Annotated in this window: 7 protein-coding genes; 4 read left to right on the plus strand and 3 right to left on the minus strand. The window is 64.0% G+C overall.

Annotation, left to right across the window (positions count from 1 at the left end; all coding sequences use genetic code 11):
- Nucleotides 1-8 precede the first annotated feature (8 nt).
- Nucleotides 9-1970 (plus strand): dihydrolipoyllysine-residue acetyltransferase, encoded by a 1962-nt coding sequence (aceF, locus tag IFT80_RS21030; protein ID WP_192138298.1) that lies wholly within the window; start codon nucleotides 9-11, stop codon nucleotides 1968-1970.
- 297 nt (nucleotides 1971-2267) lie between these two features.
- On the plus strand, nucleotides 2268-4958 hold the full coding sequence (locus IFT80_RS21035; RefSeq protein WP_192059527.1) for a sensor domain-containing phosphodiesterase: 2691 nt from the start codon (nucleotides 2268-2270) through the stop codon (nucleotides 4956-4958).
- An 89-nt stretch (nucleotides 4959-5047) separates the two neighbouring features.
- Here IFT80_RS21035 and IFT80_RS21040 read toward each other — a convergent pair whose 3' ends face one another.
- Together IFT80_RS21040 and putP are read right to left on the minus strand one after the other, a co-directional pair.
- A complete protein-coding gene (locus IFT80_RS21040; protein WP_122479765.1) occupies nucleotides 5048-5887 on the minus strand; it encodes a 23S rRNA (adenine(2030)-N(6))-methyltransferase RlmJ in 840 nt (279 codons plus the stop codon).
- Between the two features lie 75 nt (nucleotides 5888-5962).
- A complete protein-coding gene (putP, locus tag IFT80_RS21045) occupies nucleotides 5963-7450 on the minus strand; it encodes a sodium/proline symporter PutP (protein WP_122479766.1) in 1488 nt (495 codons plus the stop codon).
- Between the two features lie 393 nt (nucleotides 7451-7843).
- Between putP and putA the strand changes: the two genes are divergently transcribed.
- Nucleotides 7844-11797, plus strand: a complete 3954-nt coding sequence (gene putA, locus IFT80_RS21050; RefSeq protein ID WP_192138300.1) for a trifunctional transcriptional regulator/proline dehydrogenase/L-glutamate gamma-semialdehyde dehydrogenase — start codon at nucleotides 7844-7846, stop codon at nucleotides 11795-11797.
- A gap of 83 nt (nucleotides 11798-11880) precedes the next feature.
- Here the strand turns inward: putA and IFT80_RS21055 are convergent, their stop codons facing one another.
- Entirely contained in the window at nucleotides 11881-16605 is a 4725-nt protein-coding gene (locus tag IFT80_RS21055; protein ID WP_192138302.1) for a membrane-targeted effector domain-containing toxin, read from the minus strand.
- 327 nt (nucleotides 16606-16932) lie between these two features.
- On the opposite strand from IFT80_RS21055, the gene IFT80_RS21060 reads away from it, so the two are divergent.
- Nucleotides 16933-17381 (plus strand): Ig-like domain-containing protein (locus IFT80_RS21060; protein ID WP_192138303.1); only part of this gene is annotated, 449 nt, incomplete at its 3' end.

Raw genomic sequence — 17381 nt, forward strand, 5'->3', positions numbered from 1 at the left:
GATTTTTTGTGAGCGAACTCATTCGCGTACCTGACATCGGCAGCGGTGAAGGTGAAGTCATTGAATTGCTGGTCAAGGTCGGCGACCGCATCGAGGCGGAGCAGAGCCTGCTGACCCTCGAATCGGACAAGGCCAGCATGGAAGTACCGGCGCCCAAGGCGGGCGTCGTGAAAAGCATCAAGGTCAAGCTGGGCGACCGCCTGAAAGAAGGCGACGAACTGCTGGAGCTGGAAGTCGAGGGTGCTGAAGAAGCACCCCAGGCTTCCGAGCCTGCGGCTGCACCAAAGCTGGAAGAGAAAGCCGAGGCCGCGCCTGCCGCTGCCCCAGCCGCTGCTCCCGCTGCCGCGGCTTCGAGCCAGGACATCCACGTGCCGGACATCGGCTCGTCGGGCAAGGCGCAGATCATCGAGATTTCGGTGAAGGTCGGTGACACCGTCACCGCCGATCAGTCGCTGATCACCCTGGAGTCGGACAAGGCCAGCATGGAAATTCCATCGCCGGCTGCTGGCGTGGTGGAAAGCATCAGCGTCAAGCTGAACGACGAAGTCGGTACCGGTGACCTGATCCTCAAGCTTGCGGTCGAAGGCGCAGCCCCTGCTGCTGCCCCAGCGGCCGCCGCTCCTGCACCTGCCGCAGCGGCGCCTGCAGCGGCTGAAAAGCCGGCCGCAGCGCCTGCTGGCGACAGCGTGCAGGACATCCACGTGCCGGACATCGGTTCGGCCGGCAAGGCCAAGATCATCGAAGTACTGGTCAAGGCCGGCGACACGGTCGAAGCCGACCAGTCGCTGATCACCCTGGAATCGGACAAGGCCAGCATGGAGATTCCTTCTCCGGCTGCCGGCGTGGTTGAAAGCGTCAGCGTCAAGCTGGAAGACGAAGTGGGTACCGGCGACCTGATTCTCAAGCTAAAAGTGGCCGGTGCTGCCCCTGCAGCGCCTGCCCAGGCGGCTGCACCGGCTGCCGCTGCGCCTGAGTCCAAGCCTGCAGCTGCCCCGGCGGCTGCCGAGAAGCCTGCTGCCGCACCCGCAGCACCTGCCGCAGCGGCCGGTGCCAAGGTGCATGCCGGCCCGGCCGTTCGCCAACTGGCGCGCGAGCTCGGTGTCGAGCTGAACGCGGTGAGCCCGACCGGCCCGCACGGTCGCATCCTCAAGGAAGACGTGCAGGTCTACGTCAAGGCGATGATGCACAAGGCCAAGGAGGCACCGGCAGCTGCTGCCGGCGCCACCGGCGGTGCTGGCATTCCGCCGATCCCGGTGGTCGACTTCAGCCGCTTCGGCGAAACCGAAGAAGTACCGATGACCCGCCTGATGCAGGCCGGTGCCACCAACCTGCATCGCAGCTGGCTGAACGTGCCCCACGTGACCCAGTTCGACCAGGCCGATATCACCGAGCTGGAAGCGTTCCGTGTGGCGCAGAAAGCCGTGGCGGAAAAGGCCGGCGTCAAGCTGACCGTGCTGCCGCTGCTGCTCAAGGCCTGTGCGCACCTGCTCAAGGAGCTGCCGGACTTCAACGCTTCGCTGGCGCCCAGTGGCAAGGCGATCATCCGCAAGAAATACGTCAACGTCGGCTTCGCGGTCGATACACCGGACGGTCTGTTGGTACCGGTGATCAAGAACGTCGATCAGAAGAGCCTGCTGCAACTGGCTGCCGAAGCCGCCGCCCTGGCCGAAAAAGCCCGGACCAAGAAGCTCTCGGCAGACGACATGCAGGGTGCCTGCTTCACCATCTCCAGCCTCGGGCACATTGGCGGCACCGGCTTCACGCCGATCGTCAACGCGCCGGAAGTGGCGATCCTGGGTGTCTCCAAGGCCACCATCCAGCCGGTCTGGGATGGCAAGGCGTTCCAACCCAAGCTGATGCTGCCGCTGTCGCTGTCCTACGATCACCGTGTGATCAACGGCGCGGCCGCTGCGCGCTTCACCAAACGTCTGGGCGAGTTGCTGACCGATATCCGCACCATGCTGCTGTAACGCTGGCCGAATGAAAAAAACCCACCATTACCGGTGGGTTTTTTTTGCCCTGGATTCGACCGCGAAGTACGGGAACGGTGTGCAGCGCAGAGCGTAAATGCCCTCATGTAACCAGTATTTTCGGATCCAATTGCAGAATTTTGTGCGCCTGCCGACAACATGGAAGCACCGAGCCACTGTACCGCTTGTAAGCCCGAGCGCCATGATGCAACCTTGCCTGACGCGCCCGCCTGTAGGGACCCTAGCCTGTAAGGATGGTTGTCCCTGCGCGACCAGTACCCTTGAAGCGAGTTTTCAATGAAAAGCCAGCCCGATGCCGCCAACCGCATGGTGGCCGAGGTAGTGACGCAGCTGCCGGTGCCCTCGCGCCTGGGAATGCTGCGTTTCGAACGGCTGAACGAGGCCAGCTGGGCACTGCTTTATCTGGATCCGGCCTGCGAACGAACCTTCGGTCTTCCCGCCGCGCAGCTGTGCTCGCTGACCGGCTCGCCCTACGCCAGCCTGATGGAGCCGGAGGCGCGGCACCGTCTGCACGATGCCATCCAGGCGCAGTTGGTCGACAGCGCCCATTACACCGTGCGGTACACTCTGCACAGCAACCACGGCAGCCTGCACCTGATGGAGCTGGGCGAAGCCTTTCGCCAACGCAATCGGCAGCTGTTGCGGGGCTACCTGATGGTGGTCGACGCGGCCGTCGGCGACGTGGTCGACGACACGCTGAAACCGGCCAGCGCGAGCAGCCCGCTGCAGATGGCGCTGGAACTCAACCAGCGCGCGCAACAGGAACAACTGCAGCACATGGAGCGCGCCAGCGCCCAGCAGGCATTGATCCTGAGCCTGGCACAACAACGCTACGGGCCTCACAAGCCGTTGCTCGAGGCGGCCGAACTGATCACGCGCAATGCCTGCGATATCTATGCCGTGGACTGTGCCAGCCTGTGGACGCTGCAAGGTCAGCAGCTGCTGCCCATTACCGCCTATTACGGTGATCGGCAGGTGCATGGCTGTCTGCAGCCTGTAGACCTGGGGGAATTCCCCGATTACCTGGCAGCCCTGCACGCCAGCCGCGCCATCGACGCCAGCGACGTGGCCAGCGATCCGCGCACGCGCCAGCTTGCCCGGCAACTGGCAATGCGCGATGTCAGCTCGGTGCTCGATGCCAGCATCCGTATCGACGGCCAGGTGGTCGGCGTGCTGTGCCTGGAGCAGAGTGGCGGTGGGCGGGTCTGGCGTGCGGACGAGATCGCCTTCGCCGGCGAGCTCGCCGACCAGTTCGCCCAGGTGATCAACAACCACGACCGTCGTGCGGCCACCAGCGCCTTGAATCTGTTCCAGCGCGCGGTCGAACAAAGCGCCAATGCCTTTCTGCTGGTCAACTGCGATGGCGTGGTCGAGTACGTCAACCCCAGCTTCACCGCGATCACCCAGTACAGCACCGAGGAAGTCCACGGCAAGCGCCTGGCGGATCTGCCAGCCCTGGAAAACCTCAGCGAGCTGTTGTTCGACGCGCCTTCGAGCCTGGCCAACGGCAACAGCTGGCAAGGCGAATTCAAGAGCCGCCGCAAGAACCTGGAACCCTACTGGGGCCAGCTGTCGATTTCCAAGGTGTACGGCGACGACCGTGAGCTGACCCATTACATCGGCATCTACGAAGACATCACCCAGAGCAAGTTGGCCCAGCAGCGCATCGAGCGCCTGGCCTACACCGACAATCTGACCAACCTGGGCAACCGCCCGGCGTTCATCCGCTGCCTGGATGAAAGCTTCGCCCACGACAGCGACCGGCCGATCAGCATGATGCTGGTGGACATCGACAACTTCAAACGGATCAACGACAGCCTTGGCCACCAGACCGGCGACAAGCTGCTGGTGAGCCTGTCGCGCCGGCTGCGCAACAGCCTGAGTCCGGCCGGCAGCCTGGCACGTTTTGCCAGCAACGAATTCGCCGTGCTGCTGCACGACACTGATCTGGAAGCCGGCCAGCGCATTGCCCAGGAGGTGCTGCTGACGCTGGACAAGCCGATGTTCGTGGATAACCAGTTGATCAACGTCACCGGTTCCGTAGGCCTGGCCTGTGCGCCGCTGCACGGGCGCGACCCGCAGACCTTGATGAAGAACGCAGGCCTTGCGCTGCACAAGGCCAAGGCCAATGGCAAGCATCAGGTGCAGGTGTTCACCGAGGCGTTGAACGCCGAGGCCAGCTACAAGCTGTTCGTGGAGAACAACCTGCGGCGCGCACTGACCCAGAACGAACTGGATGTGTTCTACCAGCCCAAGCTGTGCCTGCGCACGGGCCGCCTGCTGGGCATGGAAGCGCTGCTGCGCTGGAACCATCCGGAAAAAGGCATGATTCGCCCCGATCAGTTCATCAGCGTGGCCGAAGAGACAGGGTTGATCATCCCCATCGGCAAGTGGATCGCGCGTCAGGCCTGCCGCATGAGCAAAGCCCTCACAGCGGCCGGGCTGGGCCGCCTGCAGGTGGCGATCAACCTGTCGCCCAAGCAGTTTTCCGACCCCGACCTGGTCGCGTCCATCGCCAGCATTCTGCAGGAAGAGGCCCTGGACGCCTCGTTGCTGGAGCTGGAGCTGACCGAGGGCCTGTTGCTGGAAGCCACCGTGGACACCCATCAGCAACTCGAACAGCTCAAGCAGTTGGGCATGACCCTGGCCATGGATGACTTCGGCACGGGGTATTCTTCGCTCAGTTACCTGAAGAAATTCCCTATCGACGTGATCAAGATCGATCGCAGCTTCATCCACGAGATCCCGGACAACCAGGACGACATGGAAATTACCTCGGCAGTGATCGCCATGGCGCACAACCTCAAGCTCAAGGTCGTGGCCGAGGGTATCGAAACCGCTGCACAACTGGCCTTCCTGCGGCGTCAACGCTGCGACGTCGGCCAGGGTTATCTGTTCGACAAGCCGATTCCCGGCGCCGAACTGATCGAACGGCTCAAGCGCTATCCACGCGGGCCGAAGGCCTGACGTTGCGCTATGCCGAGGCGTATCACCGGCAGTACGTGGCCAACGACCCGCGGCCGGGCGGCACAGGGCCGCGCCTCACGCCTTGAGGGTCATTCGGCGATCAGCCAGTCCATCTTCCAGCCGCCCTGGCTCTGGCCGAGCAGATTGGCCAACCAGGGCATCAGCTCGCGCAATTCTTCTTCCAGGCCCCACGGCGGGTTGGCAATGACCAGTCCCGAACCGTTCAGGCTCTGCGGTGTGTCCAGCGGGTGCACCAGCAATTCCACGCGCAGCAGCTTCGGCGCGCCGGTGCTGGTGAGGTCCTGATAGAAACGCTTGAGCGCACGCTCGTCGTCCTTGATCGGGTACCAGATGGCCGCCACGGTCTGGCGCATGCGGCCAATGGTTTCCTTCAGGGCAGTGGCGCAGCGCTTGAGCTCGTCGAGTTGCTCGAACGGCGGATCGATCAGCATCACCGCGCGTTTCTCGGCCACCGGCAGCAGGGCCCGCGGCACGTGCCAGCCCTCGCCCAAGTGCACGGCCACACGCGGGTCCTTCTTCATGTTCTCTTTGAGCAACTGGCCGTCTTCGGGGTGTTTCTCGTTGAGCAGCACGCGGTCCTGCTGGCGCATCAACCGGCGTGCCAGCTCGGGCGAGCCGGGGTAGTAACGCAGCTCGCCTTCGGTATTGAGACGGTTGATGACCTTGACGTAGTCGTCGGTCAGCGCCGGGCGGTCGGTGGCCTGCCACAGGCGGGCGATGCCTTCGAGCCATTCACCGGTGCGCGTGGCCTGGTCGCCGCGCAGGTCGTAGAGCCCCAGCCCGGCATGGGTGTCGAGGTAGGCGAAGGGTTGTTCCTTGCGCGACATCAGCGCAACCAGCCGGGTGAGGACGATATGTTTGAACACGTCGGCGTGATTGCCGGCGTGGAAGGCATGACGATAGTTCATGGGGACTCCTGCAGATGCGCAGGAGTCTAGCATTTCAGATGGGGTTTTTCAGGGGAGCTGGCAGCCCCCACTGCATCACTTGCCTTGGTGGAACGCCGCCTCGGCGCGCTCGAAGCGGCTGACCATGGCCGGTGACGGCCCGCGGCCCAGCTTGCTGACGATCAGGATAGCCAGGCTGGCGAACACGAAGCCTGGGATGATCTCGTACAGCCCCAGCAACTCGAAGTGTTTCCACACGATCACCGTCGCTGCACCCACCAGAATGCCCGCCAGCGCACCGTTGCGGGTCATGCCTTTCCAGACCACCGAGATCAGCACCACCGGTCCGAACGCCGCGCCGAAACCTGCCCAGGCGTAGCTGACCAGGCCCAGTACGCGGTTGTCGGGATTGGACGCCAGCCAGATGGCAACCAACGCCACCAGCAGCACCATCATGCGGCCCACCCAGACCAGTTCGCGCTGCGAGGCGCCCTTGCGCAGGAACGCCTTGTAGAAGTCTTCGGTCAGGGCGCTGGAGCACACCAGCAACTGGCAGCTGAGGGTGCTCATCACCGCAGCCAGAATGGCCGACAGCAGCACCCCGGCAATCCACGGATTGAAGAGGATCTTGGCCAGCTCGATGAACACCCGCTCGTGGTTCTCGGTGACCGGACCGGCCAGCTCGGGGTGCGCCGAGAAGTAGGCGATACCGAAGAAACCCACGGCCACGGTGCCACCCAGGCAAAGGATCATCCAGGTCATGGAAATGCGCCGCGCCTTGGCAATGGAGCGCACCGAATCGGCGGCCATGAAGCGGGCAAGAATATGCGGCTGGCCGAAATAACCCAGCCCCCAGCCCAGCAGCGAGATGATGCCGATGAAGGTAGTACCGCGCAGCATGTCGAAGTTGGCCGGGTTCTGCGCTTCGATGGCCAGAAAGGCCGTGTCGACGCCGCCAGTGGCCAGCACCACGACGATCGGCGTGAGGATCAACGCGAAGATCATCAGGGTGGCTTGCACCGTGTCCGTCCAGCTTACCGCCAGGAACCCGCCAACGAAGGTGTAGGCGATGGTCGCTGCAGCGCCGGCCCACAAGGCGGACTCGTAGGACATGCCGAAGGTGCTTTCGAACAGCCGCGCGCCGGCGACGATGCCTGAGGCGCAGTAAATGGTGAAGAACACCAGGATCACTACCGCCGAGATGATCCGCAACAGGCCGCTGGTGTCTTCGAAGCGCCCGGCGAAATAGTCCGGCAGGGTCAGGGCGTCACCGTTGTGCTCGGTCTGCACGCGCAGCCGGCCTGCGACGAACAGCCAGTTCAGGTAGGCGCCGATGATCAGTCCGACGGCGATCCAACCCTCCGACAGACCGGACATGTAGATCGCGCCCGGCAGGCCCATGAGCAACCAGCCGCTCATGTCCGAGGCGCCGGCGGACAGGGCCGTGACCACGCTGCCAAGGCTGCGACCGCCGAGAATGTAGTCGGAAAGATTGTTGGTGGAACGGTAGGCGAACAGGCCGATCAGGACCATGGCAGCGATGTAGATCACGAAGGTGATCAGAGTGGGGTTGCTGACACTCATGGGTGTCTCCTTGTGTTGTTTTTATGAGCCTGCGAGCGCGCTTCGGCGCTTCATGTACAGGTCGGCAGATTGCAGGATGTCCGGGTTGACCCAACGGCGCCGAACTTTAGGCCGGCATTGGAGACGGGCGCAACCCCTTTTGGCAAGCAAGTTGCACCTCCGGAAACATCTGGATAAACACGGTGTATCTGCTTCCTTTCGGAGCATTCGCCTGTCATTCGCTACACAGCCGCACCTGCGTTGTGCAGATTCAACCCATGCAAAAAGATTTTCCGTCGAGCGGTGCAACTTTCGTCGATATACAGGTTGCACCTGGTTGCACCCCGCAAAGCGCACGGCTAATCTTGCCGCCGGCTTTATTGCCACGCACCGTGGCCCTGATGAGGACAAGAAATGGCAACCACCACCCTGGGCGTCAAATTGGACGACCCGACCCGCGAACGCCTCAAGGCTTGCGCGCAGTCCATCGACCGCACTCCACACTGGTTGATCAAGCAGGCGATCTTCAACTACCTGGAGAAGCTGGAAGGCGGCGCGACGCTGACCGAACTGACCGGCGCCGGGGTGAGTGGCAATGACGATGCGGGCGACATCCAGCCCGACCATGCCCATCAGTGCTTCCTTGAATTCGCCGAAAGCATTCTGCCGCAGTCGGTACTGCGCGCCGCGATCACCGGCGCCTATCGCCGCCCCGAGCCTGAAGTAGTGCCGATGCTGCTGGAGCAGGCGCGCCTGCCGGCCGACATGGCCGAAGCCACCAACAAGCTGGCCGCGCGCATCGCCGAGAAGCTGCGCAATCAGAAAAGCGCCGGTGGCCGTGCCGGCATCGTTCAGGGCCTGCTGCAGGAGTTCTCGCTCAGCTCCCAGGAAGGCGTGGCCTTGATGTGCCTGGCCGAGGCGCTGCTGCGCATCCCCGACAAGGGCACGCGTGACGCCCTGATCCGCGACAAGATCAGCACCGGCAACTGGCACCCGCATCTGGGCAACAGCCCCTCGCTGTTCGTCAACGCGGCAACCTGGGGCTTGCTGCTGACCGGCAAGCTGGTGTCGACGCACAACGAATCGGGCCTGTCGTCGTCGCTCAGCCGCATCATCGGCAAGAGCGGCGAGCCGATGATCCGCAAGGGCGTCGATATGGCCATGCGCTTGATGGGCGAACAGTTCGTCACTGGCGAAACCATTGGCGAAGCGCTGGCCAATGCCAGCAAGTTCGAGAACAAGGGTTTCCGCTACTCCTACGACATGCTCGGCGAGGCGGCGCTGACCGAGCACGACGCGCAGAAATACCTGGCCTCCTACGAGCAGGCGATCCATTCGATCGGCAAGGCCTCCCATGGTCGCGGCATCTATGAAGGTCCGGGCATCTCCATCAAGCTGTCGGCGCTGCACCCGCGTTACAGCCGCGCGCAGTACGAGCGCGTCATGGAAGAACTGTACCCGCGCCTGCTGTCGCTGACTCTGCTGGCCAAGCACTACGACATCGGCCTGAACATCGACGCCGAGGAAGCCGACCGCCTGGAGCTGTCGCTGGACCTGCTCGAGCGTCTGTGCTTCGAGCCGCAACTGACCGGCTGGAACGGTATCGGTTTCGTCATCCAGGCCTACCAGAAGCGCTGCCCGTACGTGATCGACTACGTCATCGACCTGGCTCGGCGCAGCCGTCATCGCCTGATGATCCGCCTGGTGAAGGGCGCCTACTGGGACAGCGAAATCAAGCGTGCCCAGGTCGAGGGGCTGGAAGGCTATCCAGTGTACACGCGCAAGGTGTACACCGACGTGTCCTACGTGGCGTGCGCGCGCAAACTGCTGTCGGTGCCGGAAGTCATCTACCCGCAGTTCGCGACCCACAACGCCCATACGCTGGCGGCCATCTACCACATTGCCGGTCAGAACTATTACCCCGGCCAGTACGAATTCCAGTGCCTGCACGGCATGGGCGAACCGCTGTACGAACAGGTCGTGGGCAAGGTCGCCGATGGCAAGCTGAACCGTCCGTGCCGCGTGTATGCACCGGTCGGCACCCACGAAACACTGCTCGCCTACCTGGTCCGCCGCCTGCTGGAAAACGGCGCCAACACTTCGTTCGTCAACCGGATCGCCGACCAGTCCATTTCCATCCAGGAGCTGGTCGCCGACCCGCTGGCCACCATCGAGCGGATGGCGACCCAGGAGGGCCAGTTCGGCCTGCCTCATCCGCGCATTCCGCTGCCGCGTGACCTGTACGGCAGCGACCGGGCCAACTCGGCCGGTATCGACATGGCCAACGAGCATCGCCTCGCGTCGCTGTCGTCGGCCCTGCTGGCCACTGCCCACACCGACTGGAAAGCCCTGCCGATGCTGGGCTGCGAGGCCAGCAACGAACCGGCCCAGCCGGTGCTGAACCCGTCCGACCTGCGCGACGTGGTCGGCCATGTTCAGGAAGCCACGGTCACCGACGTCGACAACGCGATCCAGTGCGCACTGATCAACGGCCCGATCTGGCAGGCCACGCCGCCGGCCGAACGCGCCGCCGTGCTGGAGCGTGCCGCAGACCTGATGGAAGCCGAGATCCAGCCGCTGATGGGGCTGCTCGCCCGCGAAGCCGGCAAGACCTTCGCCAACGCCATCGCCGAGGTTCGCGAGGCCGTGGATTTCCTGCGCTACTACGCGGTGCAGGCGCGCAACGATTTCAGCAACGACGCCCATCGGCCGCTGGGTCCGGTGGTGTGTATCAGCCCGTGGAACTTCCCGCTGGCGATCTTCAGTGGCCAGGTCGCTGCGGCCCTTGCCGCTGGTAACCCGGTGCTGGCCAAGCCGGCGGAGCAGACCCCGCTGGTGGCCGCTCAGGCCGTACGCCTGCTGCTCGAAGCCGGTATCCCCGAAGGCGTGCTGCAACTGCTGCCGGGCCGCGGTGAAACCGTGGGCGCACGGCTGGTGGGCGACGAGCGCGTCAAGGGCGTGATGTTCACTGGCTCCACCGAAGTGGCGCGGTTGCTGCAGCGCAACATCGCCGGGCGCCTGGACTCGCAAGGTCGTCCGATTCCGCTGATCGCCGAAACCGGTGGCCAGAACGCAATGATCGTCGATTCCTCGGCGCTGACCGAACAGGTAGTGATCGATGTCGTGTCTTCGGCCTTCGACTCCGCCGGCCAGCGCTGCTCGGCCCTGCGCGTGCTGTGCCTGCAGGAAGACTCGGCCGACCGTGTGATCGAAATGCTCAAGGGCGCCATGGCCGAAGCGCGCCTGGGCAACCCCGAGCGCCTGAACGTGGACATTGGCCCGGTGATCGACGCCGAGGCCAAGGCCGGTATCGAGAAACACATCCAGGGCATGCGCGACAAAGGCCGCGACGTGTACCAGATGGCCATAGCCGACAGTGCCGAAATCAAGCGCGGCACTTTCGTCATGCCGACCCTGATCGAGCTGGAAAGCTTCGACGAGTTGCAGCGCGAAATCTTCGGGCCGGTGCTGCACGTAGTGCGCTACAAGCGTCGCGACCTGGACCAGTTGATCGGCCAGATCAATGCTTCCGGCTATGGCCTGACCCTGGGCGTGCACACACGCATCGACGAAACCATCGCCAAGGTGATCGACAACGTTCATGCCGGTAACGTCTACGTCAACCGCAACATCGTTGGCGCTGTGGTGGGCGTGCAGCCGTTCGGCGGCGAAGGCCTGTCGGGCACCGGCCCGAAAGCCGGTGGTCCGCTGTACCTGTACCGCCTGCTGTCGACCCGGCCAAACGACGCCATCGCCCAGTCCTTCGCCCGCACCGATGCCGGTACGGCGCCGGACGTGCGTCTGCGTGACGCCCTGGGCAAACCGTTGCAGGCCCTGCAAGCCTGGGCTTCGAGCAACCAGCAAGCCGAACTGGCGCAACTGTGCAGCGACTTCGCCGCCCAGTCGCAGAGCGGCGTGAGCCGGCTGCTCGATGGCCCCACCGGCGAGCGTAACAGCTACACCATTCTGCCGCGCGAGCACGTGCTGTGCCTGGCCGACACCGAAGCCGACCTGCTGGCGCAGCTGGCAGCGGTGATGGCCGTGGGCTCCAGAGCGGTAGTGCCCGACAACGAGCTGGGCAAGGCCGTGCGCGGGCGTTTGCCCAAGGAAGTGCAGGCGCGCATCCAGTTGGTGCCGGAGTGGAACAAGGACGAGGTGCACTTCGATGCCGTACTGCATCACGGCGACTCCGACCAGCTGCGCGCGGTGTGCGAGCAGATCGCCAAGCGCAGCGGCGCCATCGTTGGTGTGCATGGCCTGTCGCAGGGTGAAACCGGCATCTGCCTGGAGCGCCTGGTGATCGAGCGCGCGCTGAGCGTGAACACCGCCGCCGCCGGTGGTAACGCGAGCTTGATGAGCATCGGCTAACGCCGTCACGAAGTAAAACGCCACCCCGGCCTGCGCCGCGGTGGCGTTTTTTTTACCTCTCCATCAGGCGCACCGGTCGGTATTCAGGGCTGCACGAGGCTCAGGTTCTGCTCGGCCATGGCCGCCAGCAGGCCCTGCAGTGTCCAGAATCTGCGTCCATGGACCTTGTCCCAACTGGGCCGCGACAACCAGTAGCGGCCCAGCGTCTTCTCGACGGGCGTGTGGTAGATGTTGCCGTCGCGACTCAGGTGCACCACCTGGCGCTTGCCTTCTACCTTCTGCAGGTAGAAGGAGCCGGGATGAATCAACCGCGGCGGCGCCGGTTGCAGACCGACGGGCGTGTGGGTCAGCAAGGCTTCCATCTCGGTGGCCAAAGCTAGCTGCGACGCAGTGAGCTCGCCAGTGCCAGCCGACGGACGCAGATGCTGGGTGGGTACTTCCAGCTCCAGCAGAAAGTCGGCTTTGACCATGCCCTGATTGAAATGGGTCTCGAAGCCCGGATCTGAACGCAGGCCAGGTCTGCCGCCGGCATCCGGCGTACTGACCCGTACCCCGATGGCCTTGTTGAGTTCGGCCAGGCCTGGCGTGCCCTTGAAGGTGTTGGCGTGACTGTTGCCCACCAGCGCCACCCAGTTGTGCTCGCCCGTGGCGTGCTGATGGTCGGCAATGACCCGGGTCGCCAGGTAGCTGAACATGCGCTGACGCGCCGTGCTGCGCGCGTCCATCACGCCCTTGGCATACCAGCTGGCAGCGCAATCGAGGCTGACCACCTGCAGACCGGCGTCGTGGGCCTTGACCACCACCTGCTCGAAGGTGAAAGGCTGCCCCGCGTCCACTTTGTGGCCGGTGTCGAGCGACTGCAACCGGGCTTTCAACGCCGGTGTCATGACGCCGCTGCCATTGAAGGCTTTGAGGTCGTCGGCCAGGAAATCCATCGGCAGATGCTCGAAGTACAAGGTCTTCACGCCAGTGGCTGCAAGCGTCGCGAAGTTGTCGATCAGAAACCGCTTGGAGGCTGCCGAGGAATGGGCTTCCCCCACCACCAGGCCATTGGCGTTTTCATACACGGCGGCAATCAAGGCAGCAGGTTGAACGTCGCTGGCCAGCACCGGCAGCGGCACGCGCGGTTCGCGCGGTGTGTGCTCGAGGTAGGCATCGGCGTCCTGCAACAACTGCCGGCGCTGGGCGAAGAACCGACTGCGGGCTGCATCCCCCGGCGTGGCCTGCAGCGACGCAGCCATTTCATCGAGGTTGTAGCGCCCCCCTCGGGCCAGTACCTGGCTCATGACCGGACGATCATCCGGTACGATCAGGTAGTCGCCCATGGCGCTGGGGTCGGCAGTGGCCCCGGTGCTGCTTCCTGCACGCGAGCGGCCGCCGGCGCGTAAACCGGTATCCAGATGAGTGACGAAGCGTCCATCGGGGCCTGGGCGAACCGGATGTTCGTGGTTGTTGGCTGCGGTTCGACGCAGGCGCAAAGTGAGTTCGCCGCGGCGACGAAACACTTCGTAGGCCTGGCCATCCTGCCAGAGATAGAGCTTGCCGCCCTGTTTCCAGGTACCGGCGTCGGGTCCGCGCTGGAGCCTGGCGCCGACCAGGCTGACCGACGTCTCGTGGCCTGCGAAACCGTCGAGCCGCGTTCGCTGCGGGCTTACCTGCAGCGCAGCCGGGCGCAGGCCCTGGCGCGGCTTCAAACTGCTGCGCGCGACTTTGGCAGCCGCCATCCCCGGCAGAAATGACAGCAGGGCGAAACCGAAGTTGAGTTCGGCCGATGCCAGGCGGCGCAAGCCCAGCGCGGGGTCACTGCCCGCAAAGGCCTGCACCGCCTGCCTGGCGTCATGCCAGCCGTCGCTGAGCTGCATCAGCGTACCGATACCCGGCAGGTAGGCAAGCCCGGACATCAATAACTGTTGACCACCCTCGCGCAGTTGCCGCGCGAAAGCCGTACGCACATCCTCGCGGCTGCGAGAGATGAGGCTGGCATCATCGAGCAGCTTCGATCGGTGATCGCGCAGCAGTTTGGTCGCCAACGGCCAGACAGGATCGGCCAACGGGGAAAACTTGATGAAGCGGCCATAGCTGCGTTGATAAGCCTGCTCGATGTAGCTTTCGCGCGCGGCCGTGGGTTGGCCGACGCCCGCTTGCCCCGCCAACCACCGGCGCACCGATGCGCTGCGCAGGCGCAACAACAGGCTGTCGCGCAGGCCTTGAACACTGGTTGCCTGGATGAAGTGAGCGCCGTGCGGCACATCGGGCAGGTACAGGCAGTGAAGGCCTTGGGCGGGTGCCTGGATCAGCAGCAGGCCGCTGGACAAGTCCGCCTGGCCGGGCCCAAGGCTCAGGGTGACCGCGCCGAGTGACACCCCCAGCGCCGCTTGCGCGGCGGCGGACCTGCACTGCGCCGCCCTTTCCAGCATCTGCCAGGCCTGCTCGGTCAGCCAACCCTGACACCAGGCACCAAACGCCTGCAGCCTGAATGCCGCGCTGTAGGGCAGCGCCATGATCTGCCCGTGCAGCGCGGGCCTGGCCGACGCACCCGCAGCGATGGTGAACAGCGCCTGGACGTTTTCCCGATAACGCCGGGCCACATCGAGTTCAAGCACCAACCTGCGCAAGTAGGGGATGTCCAGGCCGGCCATGCTCACCTCGGCACCGGTGTCTCGATGCACCCATTGCGCATACCTCAGGCGCAAGGTCATCTGCCGGTCGATATTGAGCAAGGCCAATTCGACGATGCTGATCGTGGAATGCGCAGCGCTGGGCACCTGAATCTGCGAGGGCACATTGGGCACCGCCTTGACCTCGACACTGTCGGGCAGCCTCAGCAGCAGTCGCTCGGGATCGATGCTCTGCTTCAGGTCGGCCCTGAGCCGTGTTTCGAGCAGATCGGCCGCGAAGGCCCGGATCGTGGTCGGCCGACCTTGCAGATACGCCTCCTGGCCCGCCGCCAGCCGGTTGTAGTCATCGAGCAGGCCGGCATAGTGGTTTCGCTGGGTCTGCCCCGCTGTCGCCAGCCAGCGAGGCAACGCCTGCAACACGGCCTGCAGACGGCGCTGCTCAGCGATATGGCCGATGGCTGTTTCTCGTATGCCGTGCGCCGGTTGCCGCAATGCGCTCGCCAGCTCCTCTCGCAGACGCTGCCGGCCTTGGTCATCGGGCATCTGCGCTGCTGCCTGATCGTACCGATCGATCGTCGCGCGAAGGTGGCTGTCGATCCAGTCTCCTTCGACCGGCGTGGTCACCAGTGGCAGTTTTTCCAGCGCCAGCAGCGGTGCCAGGCGTTTCTGCGTATCAGCAGGGAAGCGCGCCCAGAGCGCGGTGAAGGTGGGGTCACGCAGACTGGCCGTGACGCACTGCAACAGTTGCTCGAGCGAAGCGAAGCGACGCACGCCACCGCTCTCTCCTGTCTGGAACAGCAGCGCAGGCACGACCTGTTCGGTGTTCACCCACACGCTGGCCGCAGCGATGATGTAGGCTCCAGGCAGCGTGCAGGCATAGGTCGCCTCGCCCACCGCCAATTCGGCGACCACCGTACCCTCCGCGCCCCGCAGGTGAGCGTCCGGCTGATTCACGACCTCCAGTATCCGCTCAAGGTCGGCCTCCGCAAGCGTGCCCTCGCAGACTTGCAGCCCGGCGTCATGGCGCAGGGCGTTGCTCAGTTCCAGCGCCAGCGAATGCTGGCGCGACAGGCCCTGCCCCCTGTCGTGGGCCCAGAATGCACGGGTAGGCCAGGACGCCTCTGTGGTCAGTGCCTCGAGCAGCTGTCGAGTCTTGCCTTGCGCCGCTTGCCAGGCACCGTGGAGCTGGCGGTAATGCTTGTGTTCAGGGCTGTCCAGGGCATCACCTGCATACCCTTGGACACCTCCTTCGCAGGCATCCAGCTTCTCTTTGAGCAGCGCCGTGGCGATATCCGGCGTGATGCCGCCAAAGGTCAGCAGCGCCCGTTGGCGCTCGCCATCCGCCCTGATGGCAGCAGCCACCACGGCACTGATGGCCTTGGGCAGAGGAAGCCAGAAGTGTGCCGATCGCTGCCCTGACTCACTGTATTCAGGCGGTGATCCAGCTTCGGCCTGGGCCACCACTTGGCTGGCGATACTGGTCCGCAAACCATGTTCGAGTACGCGCGCTGTGTGTGGAACGAAACGCACCCTGGCGCCCAGGCTTGTGGAAAGGCCCGATAGGCCGTTTGCCGAGAACTGCAAGGCCAGGCGCTGCCGCAGCACGTGGCCCTGGGCGGAAAACAGATACTCGATCAGACCACGTCCAGCCTCGGTGGCGCAGCCGAACTCGAACAACTGCTGTTCCAGCCCAGGGCACACCAGCAAACAGCGTCCTCCACCCCGGCGCTCGATCAACTCGGCGCCGGGCAGCATGGCGTGTGTGCCGTCGCTGGCCAGCAGCGTTACCGTGCTGCACACCAGCAGTACGGCGTCCTCGCCTGGCTGCAGAGCGTCCAGCAACAGCCTGCGCCCGGCCTCGGTCACTTCGCCCAACGCTGCCAGCAACTGGGCGCGATGCATCAGGTCTTCGGCGCGCAGCGCCTCTGCGTGCTGTAACCGCGATAACACGGTGCCAGGGGCCAGGTCACTCCAATAAAGGTCGGTGTCCGTTTGCAGCTGCGCCCGGGCTTGGTGATCGAGAGACTGGAGCAGCGGTGCCCCTGCCGCCAGGCTCTGCTGCGCGAGCATTGTCTGGGCAACGGCATCGACCAGGCTCTGCAGGCGATTGAGCAAAGGAGTGCGCAGGTGGTCTTGCCCGATATGGGTATTGAGCAGGCTGTTCAGTTGTTCATCGAGTGAGGTGTCCATGGGTTCGCTCTTGCACATTGGGCGACCACTCTGGACAGCACGGCTCACAACAGCGCGCTACATAAGCGCTACCACCAGACGACGCTCGGTTGGTGGATACGAAGCCCGGCACTGCTTGCATGATTGGCCCAACTAGCAGGAGGCTTCCTTCTCTTGCCGATGAATCCTCCTACAGCGCAAACAGGCCGGTCCGAAAGAGGCTTCCCAAACATCCACGCGATACTTCCTACGCCGAAACAAAAACTTAAAAAACTTCTGTTTCTCAACGTGACAGGCCCAACCCGATCGAGTCTGTCAGGCGCCTTTTTATTGACTGCAATGGTAATCATGAAACATATCGAACCTGCTAAACCGTCGGATGATCTGTTCGACCAACTCGCTGCAAGTGGCGTAACACCTACCATCATAGCCGCGCTGGACGATGTTGGTACCAGCAAAGGCATGATCCAGAGTGGCAGGACCACAGATGACAACCGGCCCCAGCTAATGGGCCAGGCCGGCGCCGGTTCCATCGTGTCGATCTATGACAATGGCGTGCTGATTGGCCAGACCGAGGCCGACAGCAACGGCAACTGGACCTTCACTACCCCGACGCTGAGTAATAGCGAGCACAGCTTGACCGTTAGCGCTGACGGCTACACCAGTGCACCGCTCGACTTCATCGTCAACGACGGCACTGGCCCGGTGACTCCTTACATCACCAGCGCTCTGGACGATGTCGGCGACAGCAAAGGCATGCTCCTCAATGGCAGGACCACAGATGACAACCAGCCCCA

The organism is Pseudomonas sp. CFBP 8771 (genome assembly GCF_014841695.1).
GTDB classification, from domain to species: Bacteria; Pseudomonadota; Gammaproteobacteria; order Pseudomonadales; family Pseudomonadaceae; genus Aquipseudomonas; species Aquipseudomonas baltica.

What these genes read in the sequence shown, in the direction of transcription:
- IFT80_RS21035 (WP_192059527.1), top strand. Translation starts at nt 2,268, where the DNA reads ATGAAAAGCCAGCCCGATGCCGCCAACCGCATGGTGGCCGAGGTAGTG.
- IFT80_RS21040 (WP_122479765.1), bottom strand. Translation starts at nt 5,887, where the DNA reads ATGAACTATCGTCATGCCTTCCACGCCGGCAATCACGCCGACGTGTTC.
- putP (WP_122479766.1), bottom strand. Translation starts at nt 7,450, where the DNA reads ATGAGTGTCAGCAACCCCACTCTGATCACCTTCGTGATCTACATCGCT.
- putA (WP_192138300.1), top strand. Translation starts at nt 7,844, where the DNA reads ATGGCAACCACCACCCTGGGCGTCAAATTGGACGACCCGACCCGCGAA.
- IFT80_RS21055 (WP_192138302.1), bottom strand. Translation starts at nt 16,605, where the DNA reads ATGGACACCTCACTCGATGAACAACTGAACAGCCTGCTCAATACCCAT.